This window comes from Paenibacillus sp. FSL H7-0323 (genome assembly GCF_038002725.1).
GTDB lineage: Bacteria > Bacillota > Bacilli > Paenibacillales > Paenibacillaceae > Paenibacillus_AQ > Paenibacillus_AQ odorifer.
Genome location: NZ_JBBODB010000001.1, coordinates 4911896 through 4936152 on the forward strand (window position 1 = coordinate 4911896; position 24257 = coordinate 4936152).

The 24257-nt window shown below is 44.6% G+C and carries 29 protein-coding genes, 1 rRNA gene and 1 riboswitch; of the genes, 27 read left to right on the forward strand and 3 right to left on the reverse strand.

The window, feature by feature from the left end:
• Nucleotides 1-70 precede the first annotated feature (70 nt).
• Together rrf and MHH89_RS22160 are read left to right on the forward strand one after the other, a co-directional pair.
• A 5S ribosomal RNA gene (gene rrf / locus MHH89_RS22155) occupies nt 71-187 on the forward strand.
• A gap of 258 nt (nt 188-445) precedes the next feature.
• Entirely contained in the window at nt 446-859 is a 414-nt protein-coding gene (locus MHH89_RS22160; RefSeq protein ID WP_036678856.1) for a hypothetical protein, read from the forward strand.
• Nucleotides 860-922: 63 nt separating this feature from the next.
• Here the strand turns inward: MHH89_RS22160 and MHH89_RS22165 are convergent, their stop codons facing one another.
• Nucleotides 923-1447, reverse strand: coding sequence for a hypothetical protein (locus tag MHH89_RS22165; RefSeq protein WP_076194944.1), 525 nt, complete (start codon nt 1445-1447; stop codon nt 923-925).
• Nucleotides 1448-1656: 209 nt separating this feature from the next.
• Here MHH89_RS22165 and MHH89_RS22170 point away from each other — a divergent pair, with 209 nt between their 5' ends.
• The 10 genes from MHH89_RS22170 (at nt 1657) to rsmI (ending at nt 9301) form a co-directional block, all read left to right on the forward strand.
• Nucleotides 1657-1842: a sigma factor G inhibitor Gin gene (locus MHH89_RS22170; RefSeq protein WP_036678851.1), complete on the forward strand. Its 186-nt coding sequence runs from the start codon at nt 1657-1659 to the stop codon at nt 1840-1842.
• A gap of 208 nt (nt 1843-2050) precedes the next feature.
• Nucleotides 2051-3589: an aminotransferase class I/II-fold pyridoxal phosphate-dependent enzyme gene (locus MHH89_RS22175; RefSeq protein ID WP_341088156.1), complete on the forward strand. Its 1539-nt coding sequence runs from the start codon at nt 2051-2053 to the stop codon at nt 3587-3589.
• Nucleotides 3590-4231 carry a dTMP kinase gene (tmk, locus tag MHH89_RS22180; protein ID WP_036678846.1) on the forward strand — a complete coding sequence of 214 codons (642 nt, stop codon included), beginning with the start codon at nt 3590-3592 and terminating at the stop codon, nt 4229-4231.
• Between the two features lie 126 nt (nt 4232-4357).
• Nucleotides 4358-4687: a cyclic-di-AMP receptor gene (locus MHH89_RS22185; RefSeq protein WP_036678844.1), complete on the forward strand. Its 330-nt coding sequence runs from the start codon at nt 4358-4360 to the stop codon at nt 4685-4687.
• Nucleotides 4688-4738: 51 nt separating this feature from the next.
• On the forward strand, nt 4739-5182 hold the full coding sequence (locus tag MHH89_RS22190; RefSeq protein WP_036678842.1) for a YaaR family protein: 444 nt from the start codon (nt 4739-4741) through the stop codon (nt 5180-5182).
• Between the two features lie 17 nt (nt 5183-5199).
• Nucleotides 5200-6174, forward strand: coding sequence for a DNA polymerase III subunit delta' (gene holB / locus MHH89_RS22195; protein WP_076099912.1), 975 nt, complete (start codon nt 5200-5202; stop codon nt 6172-6174).
• Nucleotides 6175-6313: 139 nt separating this feature from the next.
• Nucleotides 6314-7114, forward strand: coding sequence for a PSP1 domain-containing protein (locus MHH89_RS22200; protein ID WP_036678838.1), 801 nt, complete (start codon nt 6314-6316; stop codon nt 7112-7114).
• A gap of 30 nt (nt 7115-7144) precedes the next feature.
• A complete protein-coding gene (yabA, locus tag MHH89_RS22205) occupies nt 7145-7510 on the forward strand; it encodes a DNA replication initiation control protein YabA (protein WP_036678835.1) in 366 nt (121 codons plus the stop codon).
• A gap of 109 nt (nt 7511-7619) precedes the next feature.
• Nucleotides 7620-8393 carry a tRNA1(Val) (adenine(37)-N6)-methyltransferase gene (locus MHH89_RS22210; RefSeq protein WP_341088159.1) on the forward strand — a complete coding sequence of 258 codons (774 nt, stop codon included), beginning with the start codon at nt 7620-7622 and terminating at the stop codon, nt 8391-8393.
• Nucleotides 8390-9301, forward strand: a complete 912-nt coding sequence (rsmI, locus tag MHH89_RS22215) for a 16S rRNA (cytidine(1402)-2'-O)-methyltransferase (RefSeq protein ID WP_076307258.1) — start codon at nt 8390-8392, stop codon at nt 9299-9301. Before MHH89_RS22210 ends, rsmI begins: the two co-directional genes overlap by 4 nt.
• A gap of 423 nt (nt 9302-9724) precedes the next feature.
• Here rsmI and MHH89_RS22220 read toward each other — a convergent pair whose 3' ends face one another.
• On the reverse strand, nt 9725-9979 hold the full coding sequence (locus MHH89_RS22220; protein WP_036678829.1) for an AbrB/MazE/SpoVT family DNA-binding domain-containing protein: 255 nt from the start codon (nt 9977-9979) through the stop codon (nt 9725-9727).
• A gap of 295 nt (nt 9980-10274) precedes the next feature.
• Between MHH89_RS22220 and MHH89_RS22225 the strand changes: the two genes are divergently transcribed.
• The 13 genes from MHH89_RS22225 to MHH89_RS22285 all read left to right on the forward strand — a co-directional run bounded on the left by MHH89_RS22225 (nt 10275) and on the right by MHH89_RS22285 (nt 22917).
• Nucleotides 10275-11558, forward strand: coding sequence for an HD domain-containing protein (locus MHH89_RS22225; RefSeq protein ID WP_076130066.1), 1284 nt, complete (start codon nt 10275-10277; stop codon nt 11556-11558).
• A 51-nt stretch (nt 11559-11609) separates the two neighbouring features.
• The gene (locus MHH89_RS22230; protein ID WP_036678823.1) at nt 11610-12380 is read left to right on the forward strand and encodes a TatD family hydrolase; all 771 of its coding nucleotides are present in this window, start codon (nt 11610-11612) and stop codon (nt 12378-12380) included.
• 198 nt (nt 12381-12578) lie between these two features.
• Nucleotides 12579-12808: riboswitch (cyclic di-AMP (ydaO/yuaA leader) on the forward strand.
• A gap of 285 nt (nt 12809-13093) precedes the next feature.
• A complete protein-coding gene (locus tag MHH89_RS22235) occupies nt 13094-14260 on the forward strand; it encodes a ubiquitin-like domain-containing protein (RefSeq protein ID WP_341088163.1) in 1167 nt (388 codons plus the stop codon).
• A 176-nt stretch (nt 14261-14436) separates the two neighbouring features.
• Nucleotides 14437-14988: a ribonuclease M5 gene (gene rnmV, locus MHH89_RS22240; protein ID WP_036678817.1), complete on the forward strand. Its 552-nt coding sequence runs from the start codon at nt 14437-14439 to the stop codon at nt 14986-14988.
• Nucleotides 14985-15869, forward strand: coding sequence for a 16S rRNA (adenine(1518)-N(6)/adenine(1519)-N(6))-dimethyltransferase RsmA (gene rsmA, locus MHH89_RS22245; RefSeq protein ID WP_036678815.1), 885 nt, complete (start codon nt 14985-14987; stop codon nt 15867-15869). The genes rnmV and rsmA overlap by 4 nt, the downstream gene beginning before the upstream one ends.
• A gap of 164 nt (nt 15870-16033) precedes the next feature.
• A complete protein-coding gene (gene yabG, locus MHH89_RS22250; protein WP_036678813.1) occupies nt 16034-16936 on the forward strand; it encodes a sporulation peptidase YabG in 903 nt (300 codons plus the stop codon).
• A gap of 276 nt (nt 16937-17212) precedes the next feature.
• Nucleotides 17213-17488 (forward strand): biofilm formation stimulator Veg, encoded by a 276-nt coding sequence (veg, locus tag MHH89_RS22255; protein WP_019914493.1) that lies wholly within the window; start codon nt 17213-17215, stop codon nt 17486-17488.
• A 143-nt stretch (nt 17489-17631) separates the two neighbouring features.
• Nucleotides 17632-17808, forward strand: a complete 177-nt coding sequence (locus MHH89_RS22260) for a small, acid-soluble spore protein, alpha/beta type (protein WP_036678812.1) — start codon at nt 17632-17634, stop codon at nt 17806-17808.
• A gap of 140 nt (nt 17809-17948) precedes the next feature.
• Nucleotides 17949-18803, forward strand: coding sequence for a 4-(cytidine 5'-diphospho)-2-C-methyl-D-erythritol kinase (ispE, locus tag MHH89_RS22265; RefSeq protein ID WP_076138497.1), 855 nt, complete (start codon nt 17949-17951; stop codon nt 18801-18803).
• Nucleotides 18804-18878: 75 nt separating this feature from the next.
• Nucleotides 18879-19706 carry a pur operon repressor gene (gene purR, locus MHH89_RS22270; RefSeq protein WP_036678807.1) on the forward strand — a complete coding sequence of 276 codons (828 nt, stop codon included), beginning with the start codon at nt 18879-18881 and terminating at the stop codon, nt 19704-19706.
• A gap of 209 nt (nt 19707-19915) precedes the next feature.
• Nucleotides 19916-20203 carry a septation regulator SpoVG gene (gene spoVG / locus MHH89_RS22275; protein ID WP_020425826.1) on the forward strand — a complete coding sequence of 96 codons (288 nt, stop codon included), beginning with the start codon at nt 19916-19918 and terminating at the stop codon, nt 20201-20203.
• Nucleotides 20204-20475: 272 nt separating this feature from the next.
• On the forward strand, nt 20476-21876 hold the full coding sequence (gene glmU / locus MHH89_RS22280) for a bifunctional UDP-N-acetylglucosamine diphosphorylase/glucosamine-1-phosphate N-acetyltransferase GlmU (RefSeq protein ID WP_076138495.1): 1401 nt from the start codon (nt 20476-20478) through the stop codon (nt 21874-21876).
• An 87-nt stretch (nt 21877-21963) separates the two neighbouring features.
• The gene (locus tag MHH89_RS22285; RefSeq protein ID WP_036678796.1) at nt 21964-22917 is read left to right on the forward strand and encodes a ribose-phosphate diphosphokinase; all 954 of its coding nucleotides are present in this window, start codon (nt 21964-21966) and stop codon (nt 22915-22917) included.
• Nucleotides 22918-23005: 88 nt separating this feature from the next.
• Here the strand turns inward: MHH89_RS22285 and MHH89_RS22290 are convergent, their stop codons facing one another.
• Entirely contained in the window at nt 23006-23206 is a 201-nt protein-coding gene (locus tag MHH89_RS22290; RefSeq protein WP_036678792.1) for a hypothetical protein, read from the reverse strand.
• A gap of 125 nt (nt 23207-23331) precedes the next feature.
• Between MHH89_RS22290 and pth the strand changes: the two genes are divergently transcribed.
• Entirely contained in the window at nt 23332-23892 is a 561-nt protein-coding gene (pth, locus tag MHH89_RS22295) for an aminoacyl-tRNA hydrolase (RefSeq protein ID WP_076130069.1), read from the forward strand.
• A gap of 84 nt (nt 23893-23976) precedes the next feature.
• Nucleotides 23977-24207 carry an anti-sigma-F factor Fin family protein gene (locus MHH89_RS22300; protein WP_036678789.1) on the forward strand — a complete coding sequence of 77 codons (231 nt, stop codon included), beginning with the start codon at nt 23977-23979 and terminating at the stop codon, nt 24205-24207.
• The last annotated feature ends 50 nt before the right edge of the window (nt 24208-24257 follow it).

Below are 24257 nucleotides of genomic sequence, written 5' to 3' on the forward strand. Positions count from 1 at the left end.
TTAGAAATTCATTCTCACTTCTGGTGAAGAACCGAATTTCACGCGGCAGCGTCTGTTTCACAGACGCATGTTTGGTGGCGATAGCGGAGGGGTTCCACGCGTACCCATCCCGAACACGACCGTTAAGCCCTCCAGCGCCGATGGTACTTGGACCGAAGGGTCCTGGGAGAGTAGGACGTTGCCAAGCACATTAAGCCATTGTTGATTTATCAGCAGTGGCTTTTTTGTTTTTTTTGGACAAGAGTGTTATTCGAAGGGGAGTACAACATCTGAAGGGGCTGTAATTGAGTGACATTTTTGTTACCGACGCTGAGGTCGATACAAGTATAATAGATAAGTGCAAATAATAAGCAACATCTCTAATACGAAGGAACTACTCATAAATTCTAACTTTGAATTTTCTTGTGTCTTTAGATGCATTGTGGAGGTAAGGAGGATTTAAGGCATGAAACAAACAAGAATTATTAAGATATTAATTTTTTCGTGTATAGTAGCTTTAATACTGGCAGGCTGCGGTACGAAAGCGCCCAGCTGGGATGCTTTTGAGGGTGCGCTAAACGAGAAAAATTTCCCTGTGCCCCAAGAGGCGTACTCACCAGACCAGACTACGACAAACGTTGCTATGGATTATGTGCGTTATTCTTTACCTGGATTAAAGGAGAAGAACGGCATCCCAGAGGAGTATATGGATACTATTAAGGCCTGGGGATGGGTTGAACAGGAAGAGGAGAATACCGATTCATCTGGTGTTTTTCAGAAGGATGGAGTAACGGTTCATTTAACAGTGCATGATGATTATTTTATAGTTATGATTCCTAAAGAAAAGAAGGCCTTAATTAAAGGTCTTAAGACAAAATAAATAATCGCCGTCCTTTATGGATGGCGATTATTTATTTATATGCGAACACAGGTTAACTGTACTCTATTGAGAGTAATAGGAGGCATCGGATGGATTAAACTTCAGCATGCCTTCCTTGTTGCGTTGATTTATTTTGAACAGTGTATAGAGACGGGGCAGTAAAAGCCACAAGTGGCAAATAATCAGGGATACTGTAAATGCCGGTGGTGACCAAAAAATAAAGAGAGCTGCAATACAAAGACCAATATAAAAATTATGTAACTGTACTTTACGGAAAATGCGGTAACTAATGTGTTGATCTGGCATGAAGCCAAGCCACGGGATTTTAAATGAGATGGACCATCTTTTTGAAATAGGATGCCCGGAGATTAGAAGTACTGAGCGTGAAATAACATATTGAACCCAGAACATAACCGGAGCAGCTATAATTAAGTAGAGAATACTCCACCAAGAAAGAAAGACTGTCTCGAGCACAAGGACCAAAAGAGGGAGCAAAATATAAACACGCAGCAGAGGTGCCGTTAGATTAATTTTTTTGATTAATTTATATTGATAGAATGTAGCAGCGCCTTTGGTGTTGGGTTCCATATAAAATAGACTAACCTCCTCACAGATTCATATGTTCTTAATATCGGCGAATGAAAGCATTTTATTAAACTATGGGCGAATATTCACCGATATAGGGGCAGCGGAATATATATAATACACGAAACGAAGGATATGAAAAAACTATGAAAAGGTTTAAAATGATAGAAGGTGTATCATACTGTTCTTAAAAGAGTCAAGGTGGGATGGTTATGGAACAGCAAACCGGGCAAGCTTGTATCATTTGTGGGCAGGAAAAAGAAGAAGGTATTGTGATTGTCTCGCATTTTATTTGTGAGGATTGTGAGGCAGAAATGATCCGTACCGAGGCAGAAGATGCTAAGTACCGTTTTTTTATTGGCCAGATGAAGAAGATCGGATTGCAAAAGAACGCTTAAGTAGAGTAACTCTGTTAATTGATGCGGATAAGAGAGCAGTCTGGATGAAAGATATAAGGGCTGCATTAGAGATATTCATATACGGCTTCCTCGTTGTTTAAGCGGGGGGAGCCGTTTTGCTGTTCAGTCAGATGCTTTTATGAGGAAACATAGGAGTTTCTGAATATTTACGTTAAAATAGAAGGAACCCTATGGGAAGGAATTTAATATGAATAAATTACAACGATGTAGGGCACCTGTATACGAAATGCTGGAGCAATATAGAATTGTGGGTAATATATCTTATCATGTGCCGGGACATAAAAATGGAGCGGCATATGACGGCGTAGAAGGCGCTGGGTTTCTAGATGAGGTCATGAAGTACGATGTTACGGAGATTACCGGTACGGATGATCTTCATCATCCTGAGGGAGTCATTAAGGAAGCACAGGAGTTGGCTGCGGATTGCTTTGGAGCAGAGGAGAGTTTTTTTCTAGTTGGCGGAAGTACGGCGGGTAACCTGGCGCTGATTCTAACGGCTTGCCCCGAGCCAGGAATGATTCTGATTCTTCAACGAAATGTGCATAAATCAGTGATTCATGGTCTTATGTTAGCTGGAGTGAGGGCTGTTTTCGTCGAGCCGCTAATTGATCCACTCAGCGGCTTGGCAGTAGCGCCGGCGGCAGAAGCTGTTGAGGCTGCACTTGCAGCCTATCCGGAAGCCGCCGCTGTATTTGTCACCATGCCCAATTACTACGGCATGGGCAGTGACCTTGCGCCCCTCGCGCGTATTTGCCACGACAGCGGTGTACCGCTGCTTGTCGATGAAGCGCATGGGGCGCATTACGGGCAGCACCCGGCACTGCCTGCCGGGGCGCTTGCTTGTGGCGCGGACGGCGTAGTGCAGTCCACGCACAAGATGCTCACTGCGATGACCATGGGCGCTATGCTGCATGTTCAAGGGCAGCGGCTCGACCGTGCCCTGCTCTCGCAGCGGCTCGCCATGGTGCAGAGCTCCAGCCCATCATATCCTATGATGGCGTCGCTTGATCTTGCCCGGCGGCTGCTGCACAGCCGGGGCAGCGATGCATTCACGGCGGGGCTGGCCGCCGTGGATGTCCTGCGGCGCGGTCTTGCCGAGCTGCCGCGCTATGGATTGGTGCAGCCGGCAGAGCCGCTGCACGACGGTACGCCGCTGCATAAGGCGGCGTACGAGACGCAGGACCCCTTCAAAGTCGTCATTTATGACGCCACCGGGGTCCTAGGCGGTTTCGAGCTGCAGCGCAGGCTCGAGGCTAAGGGCTGTGTGCCGGAGATGAGTGACGACCGGCACGTAGTGCTGCTGTTCAGCCTCGGTTCGAAGGCTGAAGATGCAGCAAGGTTATTGCAGGCGCTGCGGGAAATAGAGTCGGAGGATACATCCGAATCACCGCACACCGCTGGCATTTTAGAATCTCAAAATATTTCCACGTGGAACAATTTGAATGTTTTACAAATCTCAGCACCCGTTCCCTTCTCTTTGAAGCCGGTGTCAGCCAATGAGGTAGAAAGTATTAATCTTGAACACAGCGTGGGGAGAGTAGCTGCAGAAATGGTAATTCCCTATCCACCAGGCATTCCATTATTATATCCGGGTGAGGTCATCACAGATCAGATACAGCAAAGACTGACTGGTTTAGCTTATGGAGGCGCGAAGTTCCAGGCTTGTGCTGATCCGGTCTTACAGCGTATTAAGGTATACAACATTCAGAAGGGCGGAGAAGTATAAGTGGGCAAAGAAGGTTTCTTCATAACATTAGAAGGGGGCGAAGGCTCCGGAAAAACAACGGTACTGGGCAGAGTAGCAGCATATTTGCAGAATCGGTCCATGCCCTATCGAATTACACGTGAACCTGGAGGCATAGAAATCGCCGAAAAAATTCGCTCTATTATTCTGGATCCTGCCCATACTGCAATGGATGCACGTACTGAGGCATTGCTGTACGCTGCATCAAGAAGCCAACATCTCGCTGAAGTAGTAGAGCCAGCTCTTAGAGAAGGGCTTACAGTCCTCTGTGACCGCTTTGTAGACAGCAGTCTCGTTTATCAAGGACATGCAAGAGGATTAGGTATGGAAGAGGTGTGGAGTATTAACCGTTTTGCTATTGGAAATCGCATGCCCGATCTAACCTTTTATCTGGATGTAGACCCTGAGATTGGATTATCACGGATTGCGGCCAATCAAGATCGCGAAGTCAATCGTCTGGATATGGAGAGTCTTGCCTTTCATCAGAAGGTTCGTGAAGGTTATCATTTATTAATTAAGGCGAATCCGGAGAGAATAGTAGTTCTTGATGCAAACCGCCCTATTCATCTGGTAGAACAAGATATCGTGAGAACTCTTGAAGAGAGAGTATTAAAGGGTTTTTAGGGTGTTTTGTCTAATATAATAAGAGAAGTGGCATATAACTAAGCGTTTGCTTATGAAGTGAGGTTACTACTAAGAACACATTAAGTAGTAATACTCCATAAAACTTTTTTGGGAGGGAATGCGAAGATGAAGTTGATCATTGCAATTATCCAGGATAAAGACAGTAACCGGTTATCCAGTGAGCTAGTAAAAGCCAATTTCCGTGCTACCAAACTCGCAAGTACAGGTGGATTTCTGCGGGCGGGAAATACGACATTTATGATTGGGGTAGAAGACAGTCAGATCGAAGCTGTATTGAACGTTATCCGTAACAGCTGTAAAGTGCGTGAACAACTAGTCACTCCAGTAACTCCGATGAGTGGCACGACGGATTCCTATTTACCGCTCCCTGTTGAAGTACAGGTCGGTGGCGCTACTGTATTCGTGCTTCCTGTAGATCGTTTCGAACATTATTAAGTATAATATAAATGAGTAAGTCATTTACAAAAAAGGGGCGGTAGATAACCTTTGAAGATCAATCCGGGATATAGGCCCTTAAAGAGTGAGCTTCCAAATGCAGAAGGGGCTAATAAGCCTGTTCAGCAGAAATCGTTCTCTGACGTTTTTCAGCAGCAAGGTGAACAGAAAACCAAAGATGAACTAAACCGCCAGATCAAAGAAATACAGTCACAAGGCGACCGTTTATCTAAGTCTATGACCATTCGTGAACTCACCATTTACCGGATGATGATCAAAAGGTTTCTGGAAGAAACCGCTCGTAGAGGCGTTATACTGAAAGAGACACGTGGATGGGATAGACGTGGGCGGGGTAAGCGTTACAAGCTGCTTGAGGAAATTGATGCGGCTTTGCTATCTATGGCAGACGATCTGCTGAATAGTGAGCAGGGCCGAATAGATCTGTTGGGACGTGTTGGAGAAATTCGTGGGTTGTTAATCAACCTTTCTTTTTAAAGTTTTGGGAGGAAATTATGCCTTTTCATGATATAGTAGGCCAGGAGCATGCTAAACGGCTACTCCAAAATGCCTTGCGCAAGGATGCTGTGAGCCATGCTTATTTATTTACAGGACCAGCAGGCAGTGGACAAATGAAGACGGCGCTGATGTTTGCCCAAGCAATTTTTTGCACGGAAAGCAAGGATGACGCCTGTGGCGAATGTCTAGAGTGCCGAAAGGTTGAGCATGGAAACCATCCTGATTTGTCATTGCTGCAGCCCGACGGTGCAAGCATAAAAATAGACCAGATCCGTGAGCTGCAGCGTGTCTTTTCCTATCGATCTGAGGGTGTGAATCCAAAGGTTTATATTATAGATGGGGCAGACAAAATGACGGTACAAGCTGCCAATAGTTTGTTGAAGTTTCTGGAAGAACCGCCAGCTCCGGCAGTAGGAATCCTAATATCTGATAATAGTCGTTCTTTATTGCCGACGATTCAGTCACGGACTCAGCGGATCCCATTTAGTCCGTTAAATCCGGATATTATGCTTCAAGCGCTAGCAAGTGAGGGTGTGCCGATTCCCTTAGCTCGATGTGCAGTATCACTTAGTTCGGGACTTGATGGTTGCAGGGAACTTTTGGAACAGAATTGGTTTGCAGAAATGAGAAATCTAGTGTTACAATTAGCTAAGGAGTCCTTAAGCAAGGGCAGCTCCACGGTAGCAACTGCCGGGCAGAAGCTGTTCAAGACTGGGCTCGCTGAACATTTGGATATCCTTTTCAGCATGTTCCATCTATGGTTTAAAGATATGCTCTACTTCCTGTACCGCAAGCACGAAAGTATCGTTTTTATAGATCAGTTAGACTTTATTTCCAGGCATGCCCGTGGGCGCAGTGCGGAACAATGGGTGGCTTATATGGGATATGCTGCAGAGAGTACTAAGAAGCTGCGTTCCAATGCCAATGCCCAGTTGTGTCTGGAGCAGTTCTTAATCCGACTGGAAAGTTAAAGGATTAGCAATGATATATCCTCCGGATGTCGCTTTACCTGGAAGTATCGTTTTAACAGACGAGGAAGGACAAGCATGGATCATCAGGGAGCGGACATGCCCATAGGTTCCTTTTACCGGCAAACAAGGGGGTTAATTTTTGTACAGCGTAGTAGGTGTCCGTTTTAAAAAAGCGGGTAAAATATATTATTTTGATCCACTTGATTTTCCGATTGAACGAGATCAATGTGTTATTGTTGAGACAGCACGTGGGGTGGAATACGGTAAGGTTGTCGTAGGCAAAAAAGAGGTGGAGGAGTCCGATGTTGTACTACCCCTCAAAAAAGTGATGCGTATTGCCGGAGAAACCGACGCACGCGTTGTTGAGGAGAACAAAAGCGCCGCTAAGGAGGCTTTTACCACCTGTTTAAATAAAATACGCGACCACGGTCTCAAAATGAAGCTCGTAGATGTAGAGTTTACTTTTGACCGTAATAAGATTATATTTTACTTTACGGCTGAAGGACGCGTTGACTTTAGAGAATTGGTTAAGGATCTGGCAAGTATTTTTCGGACCCGCATTGAGCTTCGGCAAATTGGGGTACGTGATGAAGCTAAGATGCTAGGTGGCCTTGGACCTTGTGGACGAGTGCTTTGCTGCTCCTCTTGGTTAGGGGATTTTGAACCCGTATCCATAAAAATGGCCAAGGACCAGAACCTTTCACTTAATCCGACGAAGATTTCCGGACTTTGTGGACGTCTGATGTGTTGTTTGAAATTTGAGCATGACAATTATGAGAGTGTAAAGGAAGAAATGCCAGCGGTCGGCAAGATTGTCGTGACCTCATTGGGGGATGGCAAAGTAGTAGGAATCAATGCCGGAAACCGTACGGTTCATGTACAGTTGTTTGAAGTGGGCAAAGTTAAGGAACTTCCAATGGATGATGTTGTCGTCAAGTAAACCATATAAGGTTACTTTCGGGGTGGAAACTTGGAGAAGAAAAATATATTTGCACACATGCAGGATATGGAAGCGCAGATGGAAACGATGCGCGCCAATCTTGGAGAATGGAAACAGACGGTAAAAGAACTGATGGAAGCTAACCAGAGGTTAACTCTGGAGAATGAACAGCTTCGCAAAATTTTAAAGCGGGATGCACCTTTGGATCCTACCGTAGATTCTGCGGAGGCGGAAGCTCTTTTAGCTACCGGAGAGGGAACAGAAGAGGTTGTCGGGGAAGGTTATGACAACTTGGCTCGACTTTACCACGAAGGCTTTCACATCTGTAATGTTTATTTTGGACATTTACGCACGGAAGGTGACTGTCTGTTCTGTCTTTCTTTTCTTAATAAATGAGGATATCCAGCCGTAGGAGATTAATCCTACGGTTTTTTTTGAATTTTAGCCCATAGGCATATGGCTTTGAAGCAAGTTTTTCTCAACAAAACCTTTAGGAGATTATTACATGACGAATTCTTTTAATGATATATCTGTCCCCTTGTTACCGACGGAGCGGGTGGATGATTTACTAACACATGATCTGCGCATTATTCAAAGTGATGAAGTATTTAGTTTTTCTATGGATGCTGTATTGCTTGCTCGTTTCGCCAGTGTTCCGCCACGTGGAAGAGTTCTAGATCTTTGTACGGGAAATGGTGTAATACCGATTTTAATGACTACCCGGACAAAAGCTTCTATAGAAGGTATTGAAATACAACCTCGTTTAGCTGATATGGCTCGTCGTAGCGTGGCTCTAAATGGCCTTCAGGATCAGGTTGTAATTCATGAAGGTGATTTGCGCGAGTTATATACTACCGCAGGACATGGTGTGTATGATGCAATAACGGTGAACCCTCCTTATATGCCGCTTAATGGCAGTGATCTGAAGCTGAACAGCCATCAGGCTATGGCTCGCCATGAGATAGGCTGTACACTGGAGGAGGTCATTCAGGCTTGTGTGCGATTGGTTCGGACGGGCGGAAAGGTAAGTATGGTTCATAAACCACAACGGTTGGTTGATATTATCAGTCTTATGAGACAATATAGACTCGAGCCAAAGATTATTCGGTTTGTACATCCACGTGCCCATCTGGAGGCAAATATGGTATTAATCGAAGCCGCACGTGATGGAAAGCCTGAGGTTCGTTTACAACCACCGCTCATCGTATATAATGAGGACAATCAATACTGTCCAGAGATTATGGACATCTACTATGGTGCTAAAGAGGGTAAATCATGAAGATATCATGTCAAAGCAGTTTTCAAAACAAGACTAATACCAGTACTCAGGAGACAACAGGGTCGCTTTTTCTGGTGGCTACACCTATCGGTAATCTGGAGGATATGACCTATCGTGCAGTCCGTACATTGCAGGAATGTGATATTATTGCCGCGGAAGATACGAGACAGACCCGAAAATTACTCAGCCACTTTGAGATTTCACCTTCGATGTTGTTTAGTTATCATGAGCATAATAAGGCCGCCAGTGGACCTGAGCTTGTACGCTATATAATAGAAGGAAAAAATTTGGCACTCGTCAGCGATGCCGGTTTACCAGCGATTTCTGACCCTGGAGCGGATCTTGTAGCCCTTGCAATAAGTCATGGAATTCCGGTGATTCCTATCCCTGGAGCTAACGCAGCGTTGTCAGCTTTGATCGCTTCTGGTCTATCTACGAATACGTTCACCTTTATCGGCTTTCTTCCCCGAGAGCGTAAGGACATCCGAGCAGTATTAAGTCCACTTCGTTCGGCTCAAGGCACTTTGTTGTTCTACGAATCTCCCCATCGCGTAGTTAAGACACTTGCTCATCTTCAAGAAGCATTCGGTAATCGCCAGATTGTGTTGGCACGTGAATTAACGAAAAGATATGAGGAGTTTCTACGCGGTTCGATTGAGGAATGTACACTATGGCTGGCTGAACATCCTCCGCTAGGCGAATATGTTATTGTCGTAGAAGGGGAGAGCAAGGAAGATGCAGAAATCGCAGAATCGGCGTGGTGGCGTCAGTTAAGCATTGAAGATCATGTAGCTCATTACGAAGCACAGGATGTACCACGGAAAGAGGCTATGAAAAAAGCGGCATCAGACCGGGGTGTAGCCAAACGGGATATTTATAATGCGTTGCTTGATAGAGCAGAAGAGTAAGTGTTGTAGACGAATTCTTAGAATAACTAAGGATTGTCGGAAACGGCCTGCCCGAGCTTGAATGATTTATCTGTGGGTTAAATGTATTTTGTACAGTTATTTTTGAATTTTTTTATGTATTTGTTCGTTTAGTTGTACTTCATACAGTTATAAAGGTGGAAAGGATTGATTTCACGGAGATATAGGAAATATAAGTGTACAAAATACAATTAATTCGTTTAATGGTAAAAAGCATTTAAAATAACTGTAAGAAATACAACTAAGTATTACTAGTTCCGTCTTGAAGCACATTGCCCTTAGGGAGGGGATAACCAGGAGGGCAAACCCAGACATAAAAAATACCTCCCGCGGTCACGGGAGGTCAAGGAGATATGAAAAGGTTAGAATTAACAATTTGATTAGTTCTATTATATACTATTTAATTTAGTTTGTCACAGGGGTAGGGATGGAAGATATGCATTCATGACAAACTATTTTTCCTTTAAAGTAAGTTACGTTCTCAGCGTTGCCACAGAAAATGCAGGCAGGCTCATACTTTTTAAGCATAATCCGTTCGCCATCAACGTAAATTTCCAGTGCGTCCTTTTCGCCAATGCCAAGTGTACGGCGTAATTCAATAGGAATAACAACCCGTCCAAGTTCGTCTACTTTTCTTACAATTCCTGTTGATTTCATCATAACAATCGTTACTCCTCTCAATGTTCCAAAAACGTCATTATTCGACATTGTTCACTGTTTTATGATACTTATAATACCAACGATTCCCAAATCAGTCAACCTTTTTTCATAGGCTGAATAAGAAAATTTCCATAAGAACTTTGAATGTCCCTATAAAAATTAAGAATTACCCTGAAAGCATTTTGTCGATTTACCAAGACCAAAAATGATACTTTTCGACAAAGTACGACATAATTACTTATTATATACTGATATTAGTTAAAATCATATTAAATTATTAGAAGGAGTTGATCTCATGAAGCAGCCGCTCACGGAAGAAAAAGTTTTCAAGGATCCCGTTCATAATTATATTCACGTACAGGATACGATTATTTGGCGACTAATTAATACAAAAGAATTTCAGCGTTTACGCCGGATTCGCCAGTTAGGTACCTCATATCTCACTTTTCATGGTGCAGAGCATAGTCGTTTTTCTCATTCTTTAGGAGTATATGAAATTACACGGAGAATCATTTCGCAATTTGAGCGCAGCGGGTATAAGGATTGGATTCCTGAAGAAAGTTTGCTTACTTTGTGTGCGGCTTTGCTGCATGATTTAGGGCATGGTCCATTTTCACATTCTATAGAAGAAGCTTTTGAAATGAACCATGAGGATTGGACCTGCCGAATTATTTTGGAGGACACGGAGATCACCGAAATATTGCGTGATGTGGAGGAAGATTTTCCTCGTAAAGTAGCCTCAGTTATCTCTAAGACATATGAGCATGAAATTGTTGTCAATTTGGTTTCCAGTCCGCTGGATGCTGATCGTATGGATTATTTGCTGCGTGATGCGTACTATACAGGTGTAAACTATGGAACCATCGATATTGATCGGATTTTGAGAATGCTTCGTCCTTATAATGGGCGGATTGTAGTAAAAGAATCAGGTATGCATGCCATTGAAGATTATTTAATGTCGCGTTATCAAATGTACTGGCAGGTATATTTTCATCCGGTGACGCGCAGCTCTGAAATTATTTTGCGTCAAATCTTCCGTAGAGCTAAAGAATTGTTCCAAGAGGAGTACAAATTTCGCTTTATGATCGCTCCGCTGGAAGATCTCTTTCGAGGAGAAGTAACAGTGAAACAATATTTAATGCTTGATGAGGCACTGGTACAGACTGCTTTTATGCAATGGACACTTGAAGAAGATGAGTTATTAAGCGACTTGTGTACCCGTTTTATTCATCGTAAACTGTATAAATATGTAGAGATCGAGAATTTGGATACAGATATGATTACGGAAATCCGCAGCAGTTTTGCGGGAGCGGGACTTAACCCAGAATATGACTTAGAGATTGATTATCCGACAGATTTGCCTTATGATGTGTTCCGTCCAGGAGCAGCCTTCGACAATAATCAAATTTTACTGCTTGATCGCAATGAGCAATTGCGGGAAATTTCAGAGGTATCGGATATTGTGCGCTCAATAAGCGGAATTCATCGTGGCAGATATCACCTATATTTCCCACAGGATAAGCTGAAAAAAGCCCTTACACGGTTGCCCTTTTCTGTAGCAGAGATTTTTGCAAAATAATACAAATATTTATGGAACTATTGATAAAAACAACAAGGAGTGAGCTTTAAAATGTATCTGTTCGACACACATACACATTTAGATGCGCCTCAATTCGACGAGGATCGCGAGGAAGTTATAGCTCGTGCAGTAGAGGCCGGAGTTAGCAAGATGATCAATATTGGATTTAATCGGGAAACGATCCCTTCAACGATGAAGCTGGCTGAATCTTATGATTATATTTATGCAGCGGTGGGCTGGCATCCACAGGATGCGATTGATATGAAAGAGGGGGACCTCGATTGGATCGCCTCTCTTTGCAGCCATGAGAAAGTGGTGGCCATCGGAGAGATTGGGTTGGATTATTATTGGGATACCTCTCCCAAGGATGTGCAGCAGGAGGTCTTCCGCAAACAAATTGGACTAGCCCGTGAACTAAAAATGCCAATCTGTATACATGACCGTGATGCCCATGAAGATGTCGTACGGATTTTACGGGAGGAAAAAGCAAATGAAATTGGTGGCGTAATGCATTCTTTCTCAGGCAGCTGGGAAACCGCAAAAATGTGTCTAGATCTAGGATTTCATTTGTCATTTGGAGGACCGATCACGTTCAAAAATGCCAGAGTGCCTAAAGAGGTGCTTGCACAGACGCCATTGGACCGATTATTGATCGAAACAGACGCTCCATATTTGACTCCACACCCCTTCCGAGGCAAGCGAAATGAGAGTGCTCATGTGAAGTTAGTAGCAGAGGCTGCGGCTGAAATTAAAGGGTTAACATGGGAAGAATTGGCTAAAATTACGTATGCAAACGCACTGGAACGATTTGGGATTGTCTGAAAACTGGAGTAAAACGGGTGAAAAATAGAGAATGGCCGATATATTAAACTTTTTTAATATAAAAACGGCTGATTATTACAATATTTTAACCATATATTTGCGTAAACGTGGTTGAATCGTCCTTTACAACATGCATCAAAACAGGATATCATCTTTTCAGTGATGTGAGCTGTTGTTATTGTGACAGCCATTGATTCATGGATCGTCTCGCTGAGTCTCCGTATGGAGAACGGGGGAACCAATATTGAACTGCCGCATGCCTGTATCTTGAATACGACTAGGAATTGCCGCAGAACAATATTTGATTTCTTCACGTGGTCTTTGGGGTGAATTTAAGGGCAACCGCCGTGAGCGGGTGACCTGAAATAGGGCGTCTCTCTTTCGTCCGAACCCGACAGCTAACCCCGTAAGCGCAAGTAAGAGAGGCAACCTCGTGCACAAACATTCCCGCGTATTCTGACATCGGAGAAGCCACGAAAGAGTCCTCAAGAGAACTCTTTTTAGGCTTCTTTATTTTTGAATAAACTGAATGTTGCCCGCATACTGTTATATAACAGGTGTAGGAGTAGCTGTGCCGAGCAGGCGATCCATGAGCAGGAGACGCTAAGTTAATACGTGCGTATCCTGTGACAATCTCAAATAGTTTCGTCAAAGAAATTCAGTCCTCATGATATACAAATTGACGACGAGGCTATGTAAGGAGGATGGAGAGAATGGGCTTATTCCAACCAGAGGTATCCCATGATTCGCAGTCATCCAGCAGGTCTTTCGCATTACGGTGGGAGCAAGTAAATACTCGCGTACTTTTACTTGCAGGTGTGATTTCAATCGCAATCGCGCTGTTAATTCTGCTGTACGTACACGGTCAAAGTAATAAACAATTAGTTTTAGTAATAGACGGGCAAACACAGATACTTGAAACGCGAGAAGCACTTCTTGGTGATGTGTTGGAGAAAGAGCAAATTTCGCTGCAGCCGCATGATGAATTATCTTTAGGTCTGAGTGATGAAATAAAAGACGGTGACCGTGTCGTTATCAATCGTGCGCAGAAATTTAGCCTTACTGCGGACGGAGCAACAAAAACGTTATATACGACCGAAGACACTATCGGTCAAGCGATTGACAAACTGGGTATCAACCTAGAAGGCTATGATAAGATTTTTCCTTCGTTAGACACCACCATCTCTGCTGACATGGAGATTAAGATCGTTCGTATCAACAAGCAAACGGTACAGCGAACAACTAACTTACCTTTCCGTGTTATTAAGACAGCAGATCCCTCCCTTACTGTGGGAACAGTTAGAGTGGCACAGGCAGGCAAACCAGGCGTCATGGTTCAGCATATTGAAAAGATCTATCAAGACGGAGAACTGGCCTCTATGCGCATGATCGGCAAGGAAGTACAAACGGTAACAAAAGATAAGATCATTGCCGTTGGTACTAAAGCACTTCCTAAGCCTACTGTAGTTGCTAAAGCTACAACAACTTCCAAATCAAGCACTACCTCCAAAACGACTAAAGTTAGCGCTAAGACTAAGAACGTCACAAGCAAGGCTGGCGTAGACTTTGAGTACAAGAAGATGATTAAGAACGTCTCCATGACAGCTTATTCGTCAGAAGAGCCAGGGATAGGTACTAAAACTGCCTCCGGAACACGCGTAACGGAAGGTCGTACAATTGCAGTAGATCCGAATGTAATTCCTATTGGCTGGTGGGTTTATATCGATGGGCTTGGATTCCGCCGTGCAGAGGATACTGGCGGTGCCATTAAAGGCAATAAAGTGGATGTCTATTATGATTCCCTGAGCCATGCTCGTAATTTCGGCCGTAAATCACGTACCGTTTATGTGATTGGACCTGTGAAACCAGAGCTTAACTAGAATTGAAGCTTTTGCAAAAAATCCTTTGATAAGCTATAGTGATGATAACCGTTAAGGAACGCTGGATGATCATTTCGTTGATCGCAGAGCAACCGCTCATCACTTATACATTCTTTAACCAAAAGAAGAGGAGCGAATCCTCTTCTTTTTGCTTTTTTTGGAAGGAGTCAAGAAATATGATTAAGGAATTAATCGTCGTTGAAGGCAAAAGCGATACCGTAGCCATTAAGCGTGCTGTAGAAGCGGATACCATTGAGACAGGCGGCTCTGCTGTAAACCGGACTGTAATTGCTAAGATCGCGCTTGCTATGGAACGTAGAGGGGTTATTATTCTTACGGACCCGGACCATGCTGGGGAGCGAATTCGTAAAATCGTTTCAGCGAAGGTGCCGGGCTGCAAGCATGCTTTTATTCCAGAGAAGGACGCAACTCGAAAAGGGGATATCGGTGTAGAGAATGCATCACCAGAGGCGATTCGTCATGCGCTGCGTAATGTACATACCTCTTTTGAAGGAGCACCTGCTTTGATTGGTATTGATGATCTTATGGCCGCTGGAATGCTTGTACACCCTCGGGCTGCTGAAAGACGTATGGCACTTGGTAATTTGCTTGGAATCGGATATTGTAACGGCAAACAGCTGTACAAGCGGCTGGCGATGTTTGGGATTACGCGGGAGGAATTTGCCGGGGCTCTCGCCCAAATTGATCAGGGAGGCATTACTTCATGAGTGGTAGAGAGGAAATTTCGACTCCAAAACGGACCAAAGAGATTATTCAACGTTATGGATTCAAGTTCAAGAAAAGCCTGGGACAGAATTTTTTGATTGATCAAAATATTTTGGACAAGATTGTAGACGCTGCTGGACTAGATAGCGATTCTGGGGCGCTGGAGATCGGGCCGGGAATTGGAGCGCTGACGGAGCGTCTGGCACTAACAGCGGGTGCTGTAACTGCCGTAGAGATTGACCGTAGACTGATTCCAATATTAAAAGACGTACTTTCCCCCTATCCCCATGTTAAGGTTCGTAACGATGATGTCCTCAATGTGAACTTGCAGGAAATGTTCAAGGAAGATTTCACCACTGTGAACAAGGTCAGTGTGGTTGCTAACCTGCCTTATTATGTGACTACTCCGATTCTGATGAAGCTGCTCGAAGAGAAGCTTCCCCTTGATAACATCGTTGTAATGATTCAGAAGGAGGTTGCGGAGCGTATGGCTGCATCTCCAGGTGGAAAGGAATACGGAAGTCTTAGCATTGCCGTGCAGTACTACAGCGAGCCTGAGCTCGTCTGTATCGTGCCACGTACGGTATTCATCCCTCAACCTAATGTGGAGTCTGCTGTTATCCGACTGAAGGTTAGAGAGCATCCTCCGGTAAAGGTGGAGAGTGAGAAGCATTTCTTTGAAGTGGTTCACGCTTCTTTCACACAGCGCCGCAAGACGATTGCTAACAATCTGAAGGCTCGTTACTTCCCTGAACAAGGACGTGAGCAGCTGGAGGCTTTACTCGCAGAAGCGGGTATTGAACCGACCCGTCGCGGAGAAACACTCAGTCTTGAAGAATACGCCCGCTTAAGCGGTGTTTTGCTAGCCGCTGGAATTGAATAAGCAATAGGAAACGGTTGTTGTCTTAAGGACGACAACCGTTTCTCGTAGAAATATAAGGATGTTATTCTGGTGGAGCATTATACATTCTTATATTTTAAAAATATGTTGAGTTATGAACCAACTGAGGCCTTTGCCCATACGATGGGGTAGAGGTGGTGGTTGTAATGAATTTAGGAGACTTGGTCGTTCGCAAATCTTATGGCGGTGATTTAACATTTCGTGTAGATAATATTGTGCAGGATAGAGCCGTCATTAAAGGCACAGATTTCCGCCTGTTGGCGGATTCTCCTCTGGATGACCTGGTTCAAGTGCCTCCTACCCGAATAACGGAACGGGGACAGCAAGCACAGATCAAAGCGAAGGAATCACTGACACAGCTGCGGAAGGACCGTCAGGAGCAAAGTCAGCGGAGCGGGGGAACCCTAACAGAGGGGACATGGGCTCCACCGTCCAAGGAAGCTCCTTATTTTGAAGTGCCAGGTAAAGTACTGCATCTGGATGGCGATCCGGCATATTTGAATAAGAGCCTTAGCTTATACGAGCAGCTGCGGATTCCCGCTGAAGGGCATCATGTTCATGAATCTGCAATGGCTGATACGTTATACCGGCTGTTGCCCCGTGTACGCCCAGATATTGTAGTGATCACTGGTCATGATGGGGTACTGAAGCAACAGCATACTTACGATCTGTATAGTCTGAATAGCTATAAAAATTCGCAAAACTTTATAGCTGCTATTAGGGTAGCTAGGGAGTATGAGCGGAATTTTGATGCGTTGACTATTGTTGCCGGTGCTTGTCAATCTCATTTCGAGGCCTTACTTGGAGCTGGAGCTAATTTTGCCAGTTCACCTGGTCGAATTTTGATCCATGCTCTGGATCCCGTGTATGTAGCAGCAAAATCATCCTTTACTTCCATCAGGGATACTGTAAATCTTAGCGATGTTCTGAATAATACCATCAGCGGTAATCAGGGTATTGGTGGTGTTGAGACCCGTGGCAGCTTCCGCATCGGAATGCCGCGACTGCAGAATCTGTCGGCGCTAAAAGTGACACCATCAGCCATTTAAGCGGCAGAGATAGGTCTATGGTGTCAGGAATATAGGTAATTTGAATGGGCTGAATAGAATATCCGAAAGAAAGGGTGAGCGCTGAGCTTAACCCTTTCTTTTTTTCTTTGTAATGCCTATATTACAGATAACAAGGATATTAGTCCGGCGCTGATTTCTCGCAAAAAAATTCCGTTGACAACGAAATATGCATCAACTATAATTAATTATTTATTTGCTTTGACATTGTCCTGAAAAAGTTGTATAATGGACAAGAAAAGAGGTGGTCGTCAGGTAATGGCTAATAACGCGCTGTTGGAAATCAAACGCAGTCTTGAAGCTCACGTCGGTCATAAGATCACATTGCGTGCAAACGGAGGTCGTCGTAAAACCGTTGAACGCACAGGTGTCCTGGAAGAAACGTACCCTTCTGTATTTATTGTCAAACTGGATCAGGAGCAGCAAACTTTTAAGCGAGTCTCCTATAGCTATGCCGATATACTTACTGAATCTGTGGAAATCACAGTTTGTGAAGACGATGGGCAGATGCGGATTATGTATATTAAAGCTTAATGTTTCACGAACAGTCTCCCTTGGAGGCTGTTTTTTGTTTGCGTTTTTTGGGACAAATATTTGGTGCATGATCCGTGTGCTAAGCAAGCATACTAATTGGGCAACGGGTTAATCATTTATTTTCATAAGGGAGGAATTCCGTAATGAGCCGCAGAAAACGAGGCATGATGTCGGAGGAACTGAAGACAGAGTTAGCCAAGGAGCTGGGTTTTTATGAAACCGTGGAACGTGAGGGCTGGGGTGGAATTACAACTCAAGACGCTGGCAACATGGTGAAAAAAGCGATACAGCTTGCTGAACAGGCTGCGCGGAAATCTTAAATTTTAGGCTATAAAGTGAATATTACTGAAAAAGGGTGCGTCTAAATGGCGACACCCTTTTATTATTGGACTTCATTAGAAGTTTCTCATATAATATGTTAAGTTGTTTTTACGGGAAAAGCTGAAGGTGGGTGAACGCCTTGAAAATGTATGAAAAGGCACCAGCTAAAATTAATTTGATGCTGGATGTGCTGCACAAACGTGCTGACGGTTTTCATGAGGTGGAAATGATTATGACCATGGTAGATTTAGCAGACCGCTTAGAGCTGTCTGAGCTGCCAAGGGATACTATTATAATATCAAGTCAGGCTGGTTATATTCCCCTGGACGAGAAAAATTTAGCTTTCCAGGCGGCAAGGCTTATTAAAGACCGTTATAACGTGAAGAGTGGGGTACATATCCATCTGGATAAAAGAATTCCGGTTGCGGCTGGCCTGGCTGGCGGCAGCAGTGATGCCGCAGCTACGCTACGCGGTCTAAACCGTCTGTGGCGTCTGGGTATTCCTGCGCAGGAGCTACAGGAGCTTGGCGCTGAGCTGGGTTCTGATGTACCTTTCTGCGTCACAGGCGGCACAGCCTTGGCTACAGGACGAGGCGAAAAGCTGACACCAATCAATAACCCGCCACAATGCTGGGTTGTGTTGGCGAAACCACCGATCAATGTATCGACTGCAGAAGTGTATGGACGCGTTCGGAGCAATAATATAGCGGTTCATCCTTCTGCTCGAAAGATGCAGCAAGCGATAGAAGCTGGAGACTTTGGGGGCGTGTGCAACCATCTGGGCAACGTGCTTGAAGATGTTACCCTAAAGCTGCATCCAGAAGTTCAGCAGCTTAAGGAAGCGATGATAAAGCTTGGAGCAGATGGTGTACTGATGTCAGGCAGCGGACCTACCGTATTCGGATTAGTGTCCAAGCAGTCTAAAGTAGCAAGGATTTACAACGGACTGCGAGGGTTCTGCAAGGAAGTCTACGCAGTGAGATCACTGAATTAGTCTGCTTCTCTTGTGTAAACCCGTACAAAAGTGATATATTTTTCTAAAATATTCGGTTTTGGCGAGGAGCATTCCGTGAAGAAATTAAAAAGAAGCCAACGTTTGGTAGACATGACTCAGTTTTTACTTGAGCGGCCGCATGAACTACTGCCGCTGTCTATATTTGCCGATCGCTATGGAGCGGCTAAGTCCTCCATTAGTGAAGATTTGGCAATCATAAAAGAAGTATTTGAAGGTGAAGGCATCGGAGAGCTGCAGACTTTAGCTGGTGCAGCGGGTGGAGTACGTTATATCCCGGTTATGCCTAAAGATATGGCGCTTACCTTTGTGCAGCGCTTATGTGTGCAGCTAGAGCAGACTGACCGGATATTGCCTGGCGGTTATTTGTATATGTCGGATCTACTTGGGTTGCCGTCTTTGATGGAACAGGCGGGTAAGATCATCGCAACGGCCTTTTACGGATCGGAAATCGATGTGGTGATGACCGTTGAAACGAAAGGCATTCCACTAGCCTATGCAACAGCAGCACAGCTAGGCTTGCCGGTAGTGCTTGTGCGACGTGACCATCAGGTTACAGAGGGATCAGCAGTAAGTATTAACTACGTATCAGGATCTCATAAAAGCATACACACAATGTCTCTCTCCAGACGTGCACTCAAGGAGAAATCGCGAGTACTTATCGTAGATGACTTCATGAAGGCGGGAGGGACTGTACGTGGTATGGTCGATCTGCTCGGTGAATTTAATGCCGAGGTTGCTGGGGTAGGCGTTTTAGTGGAATCAGGCGCTGTAGAGACGGAAGAGCGTCTGTTGCACGATTACGTGTCCTTGGTAAAACTAAGTGAAGTAGACTCGAAAGAGCGGAGAATTTCGGCGCATCCGGGCAACTACTTTTCCTCTTGATTAGCCATTCTCTTACATTTTCAAAAAGCGTGGAAATTGTCGAAAACGTAAGGAATATTAAGAAAACTACTCGATGTATGTCGAAAACAACATATCCCAAAAAATATATTTCTTTTTTAGGTATTTTATGGAATCAAAAAGAAGGAATTCGCTTTGCTGTGTGGAATTATACACCAAGTCTCTGATGGAAAAAGGTGGTGAACACACACATGCAAATTACGGATGTCAGACTCCGCCGCGTTAACTCTGAGGGGAGAATGAAAGCAATCGCATCCATTACCATCGATAACGAGTTTGTTGTTCATGACATTCGCGTCATCGATGGCAATAATGGGATGTTTGTTGCAATGCCCAGCAAGCGTACACCGGACGGCGAATTCCGCGATATCGCGCACCCGATCTCTTCGGGAACACGCGAGAAGATTCAATCCGCGGTTCTGGCCGAGTACGATCGCGCCGCTACGGAAGAAGAAGAAGTTATTGAAGAGGGAGCTTAGGCTTCCTCGGAAGACGGCTACCTTTTGGGTGGCGTAGGATCCGCCGTTTTTGATAAGATCACACCGACATACACTTCATGAATTAGCAGCCTGATCTTGCAAGAAAAGCTATTGCTGGTGAAGGATTTGACGACATCTTCGAAAGGCAGCGATAAATGCTTTTCTAACTTGGGGTTTATAGAAAAGAGAACCATGACTTCATGGTTCTCTTTTCTTTTTGCCCGGAATGAGATATATTCAGTAGTGAGTTCAAGAGTAGGAGGTTGGCATTCTTGAAAAGAATGGCTGTAGTACTTGCCGCAGGTCAAGGCAAGCGAATGAAATCTAAATTATATAAGGTGCTGCACCCCGTTTGCGGTAAGCCGATGGTAGGGCACGTGCTTGATACAGTAAAAGCGACCGGATGCCAGCGCACCGTTGTTGTTGTTGGGCATGGCGCAGAGAAAGTTAAGGCCTATGTAGGTGAAGGAGCGGAATACGTTCTGCAGGAAACTCAGCTCGGCACTGGCCATGCTGTCAAACAAGCAAAGGATTTACTTGCTGGCGAAGAAGGAACAACTATAGTTATTTGTGGAGACACACCACTTGTTACCACGGAGACCCTGGAAGGACTCATGGCGCTTCATGAACAGCGTAATGCGGCTGCAACCGTATTGACAGCTGTTATGGAAAAGCCTACAGGCTACGGAAGAATTATTCGTGGTGAAGATGGCGGCGTTCTGAAGATTGTAGAGCAGAAGGATTGCACTACTGAAGAAGATGCGGTTCAAGAAATCAATACAGGCACTTATTGTTTTGATAATGCTAAATTATTTGCTGCACTCGAGAAGGTAACGAACAGTAATAACCAGCAGGAGTATTATTTGACTGATGTGATTGGGATTCTTCGTTCACAAGGGGATACCGTATTAGGATATCAGACCCATGACGCAGCTGAGTCTATCGGCGTTAATGATCGTTTAGCTTTGTCCGAAGCGGAAGCCTTTATGCGTCAACGTATTAATCGTAAACACATGCTGGGCGGTGTGACCATCATTGATCCAGCCTCGACTTATATCGGAGCAGATGTAGTTATCGGATCAGATACTACGCTTTATCCAGGAACCATCCTGAAAGGGAAGACTGTAATCGGGGACAATTGTGTGATCGGACCGGCTAGTGAAATCGAAGACTGTCAGATTATGGATGATGCAACGATTAAGCAGTCCGTATTGAATCAAGCTCAAGTCGGCGCACGGACAACCGTTGGGCCTTTTGCCTATTTGCGTCCAGGCTCTGTGCTTGGAGAAGAGGTTAAGGTTGGAGATTTCGTCGAAATCAAGAATGCTACGATTGGTGACGGTTCAAAAGTGTCACATCTTAGTTATGTCGGCGACGCATCTGTAGGTAAGAATGTAAACGTCGGGTGCGGTGCGATTACCGTTAACTACGACGGGTATAATAAATTCAAGACAACAATCGCAGACGATGCCTTTATTGGCAGTAATGTTAACCTTATTGCTCCAGTTACTGTGGGCAAAGGGGCTTTTGTTGTAGCAGGTTCGACAATTACACGTTCCGTTTCCGAGAACGATCTGGCTGTAGCTAGAGTAAGACAAGAGAACAAACCGGGATATGCAGAGAAGATCCGTTCCCGTGCAAAAGCGAAGAAAGACCACTCGAGTCCATCGTAAAGCGTTGCTAAGAAGCGCCGGACGGACTTATATTTCCGCGCCGGCGCCTTTGGAAAGCTAAATTCCGTCACGGAGGGTTTATATTTTATGACTTATTGTGATTCCAAGTTAAAGATTTTCACCTGTAACTCCAATCCTAAGCTAGCTAGTCAAATTGCTGATTACATCGGGATTCCGATGGGTGAATCACACACCACAAGTTTCAGCGATGGAGAAATTCAGGTCAAGCTGTCAGAAAGCGTTCGGGGATGCCATGTTTATATTGTTCAATCCACTTGTGGCCCTGTAAATGATAACCTGATGGAGCTTTTGGTTATGGTAGATGCGCTTAAACGTGCCTCCGCAAAAAGCATCAACGTGGTTATCCCTTACTACGGATATGCCCGTCAAGATCGTAAAGCCCGTTCCCGTGACCCCATTACCGCTAAGCTGGTAGCGAATCTAATTGAAAAGGCTGGCGCTCACCGTGTAATCACGATGGATCTTCATGCCATGCAGATTCAAGGATTCTTCGATATTCCAGTGGATCACTTGCTTGGTGTACCGATTCTGGCTCAGTATTTCCGTTCCAAGCAAATCGAGAACCCAGTTGTCGTATCGCCGGACCATGGCGGTGTAGTACGTGCAAGAAAGCTTGCTGATTTCCTGAACGCTCCACTGGCTATTATAGACAAGCGTCGTCCAGAACCTAACGTCAGCGAAGTTATGAACATCATCGGTAATATCGAAGGCAAAACAGCCATCCTGATCGATGATATCATCGATACCGCTGGAACGATCGTACTTGGTGCTAATGCTTTGATGGAAGGCGGCGTGAAGGAAGTATACGCATGCTGTACACACCCAGTATTGTCTGGTCCTGCACACGAGCGTCTGGAGAATTCTCCAATCAAAGAAATTATCGTGACGGATACCATTCCAATTCGCAGCGCGAATCCAACCTCTAAGCTCAAGGTGTTGTCCGTGGCTCCACTTATGGGTGAGGCAATTATCCGCGTTCATGAAGAGTTGTCGATTAGTAAATTGTTCGAGATTGAATAAATATAACGAATGAATAGTACAAAAGGGTTACACCTCCGTTCTCGGAGATGTAACCCTTATCGGCGTGCTACAGGTAGAACTACTGGATTTAATATCCGGGACGGGAGACAAAGGTGAATAAACTGCGGTTATATAGTGTCCCTTGTAGCTCCACGAAAGCTTCGTCTACCGCTGTTAATACACCGATATCAATATGCACGTCGCCCTTGTATATTTCCACGGGCACAGCATATTGGATGTGGTACTGAAAATGGCGTTGATGTGTCAATAATTCGCCTTTGTGCGGCATGGGTTATCACCTGTCTTCGGAGTATAATTTCGCTCTGGTTGCACAGAGATATGTAGATTAGATCTATTGTACCAAAAACGGACTCCTCTTGCCGGAGAGCCCGAACGGAAAGGAAAGGTTCGATAATGAAATGGATTGTCGGATTGGGGAATCCCGGAACACAGTACGCGAAAACAAGGCATAATGTTGGCTTTATGGCTTTGGATGAGCTTGCTGCCCAGAACGGAATTGCCTTCAACCAGAGCAAATGTAAATCCGTCATCGGTGAAGGGGTCATTGGTGGCGTCAAAACCGTATTGATTAAGCCCATGACCTTTATGAACTTATCCGGTGAGGCCGTTCGCGCTTATATGGATTATTACAAAGTTCAACTTGAAGATATGATCGTCGTTTATGATGATTTGGATACAGAAATCGGAAAAGTCCGCTTGCGTTATCAAGGAAGCGCTGGTGGACATAATGGAATTAAATCCATCATACAGCATGTAGGAACACAGAATTTCAATCGGGTACGAATGGGTATTTCTCGTCCTGAGCCAGGTTTTGCTATTGTCGATTATGTTCTTTCTACTTTTCCTAAGAAGGAAAGCGATCCGCTTAAGCAAATGATCCTTAATACTTGTGATGCACTGGAATACAGCTTACAGCATTCATTTGAGCAGACGATGGCTAAGTTCAATGGTTAATCTGTAAACCCTGTTGTTTTTAAGGCTAAAGATGAAGCTGCCCGGACATACTGAAGGTATATAGTACCTTCAGGAGGCATATAGATGGCAATAAACTATGTTTGTAGGCACTGTAAGACATCTCTAGGCAGTATTAATAGAAGTGATGTTACAGAAATGCAGTTGGGCCTTCATTCCTTGACCCCTGCGGAGCGCAGAGATATAATAGCGTATAATTCAGAAGGTGAAATCACGGTAAAGGTTACTTGCGACTATTGCAAGGAGGCTTTAGAGAACAATCCGGAGCTTAGCCTGCTGACAAGTCCGCTTCAGTAAGGTGGAAGCGCCTGTCTCTATCGTCATCCGCAAGCCTTGGCGTTACAGCT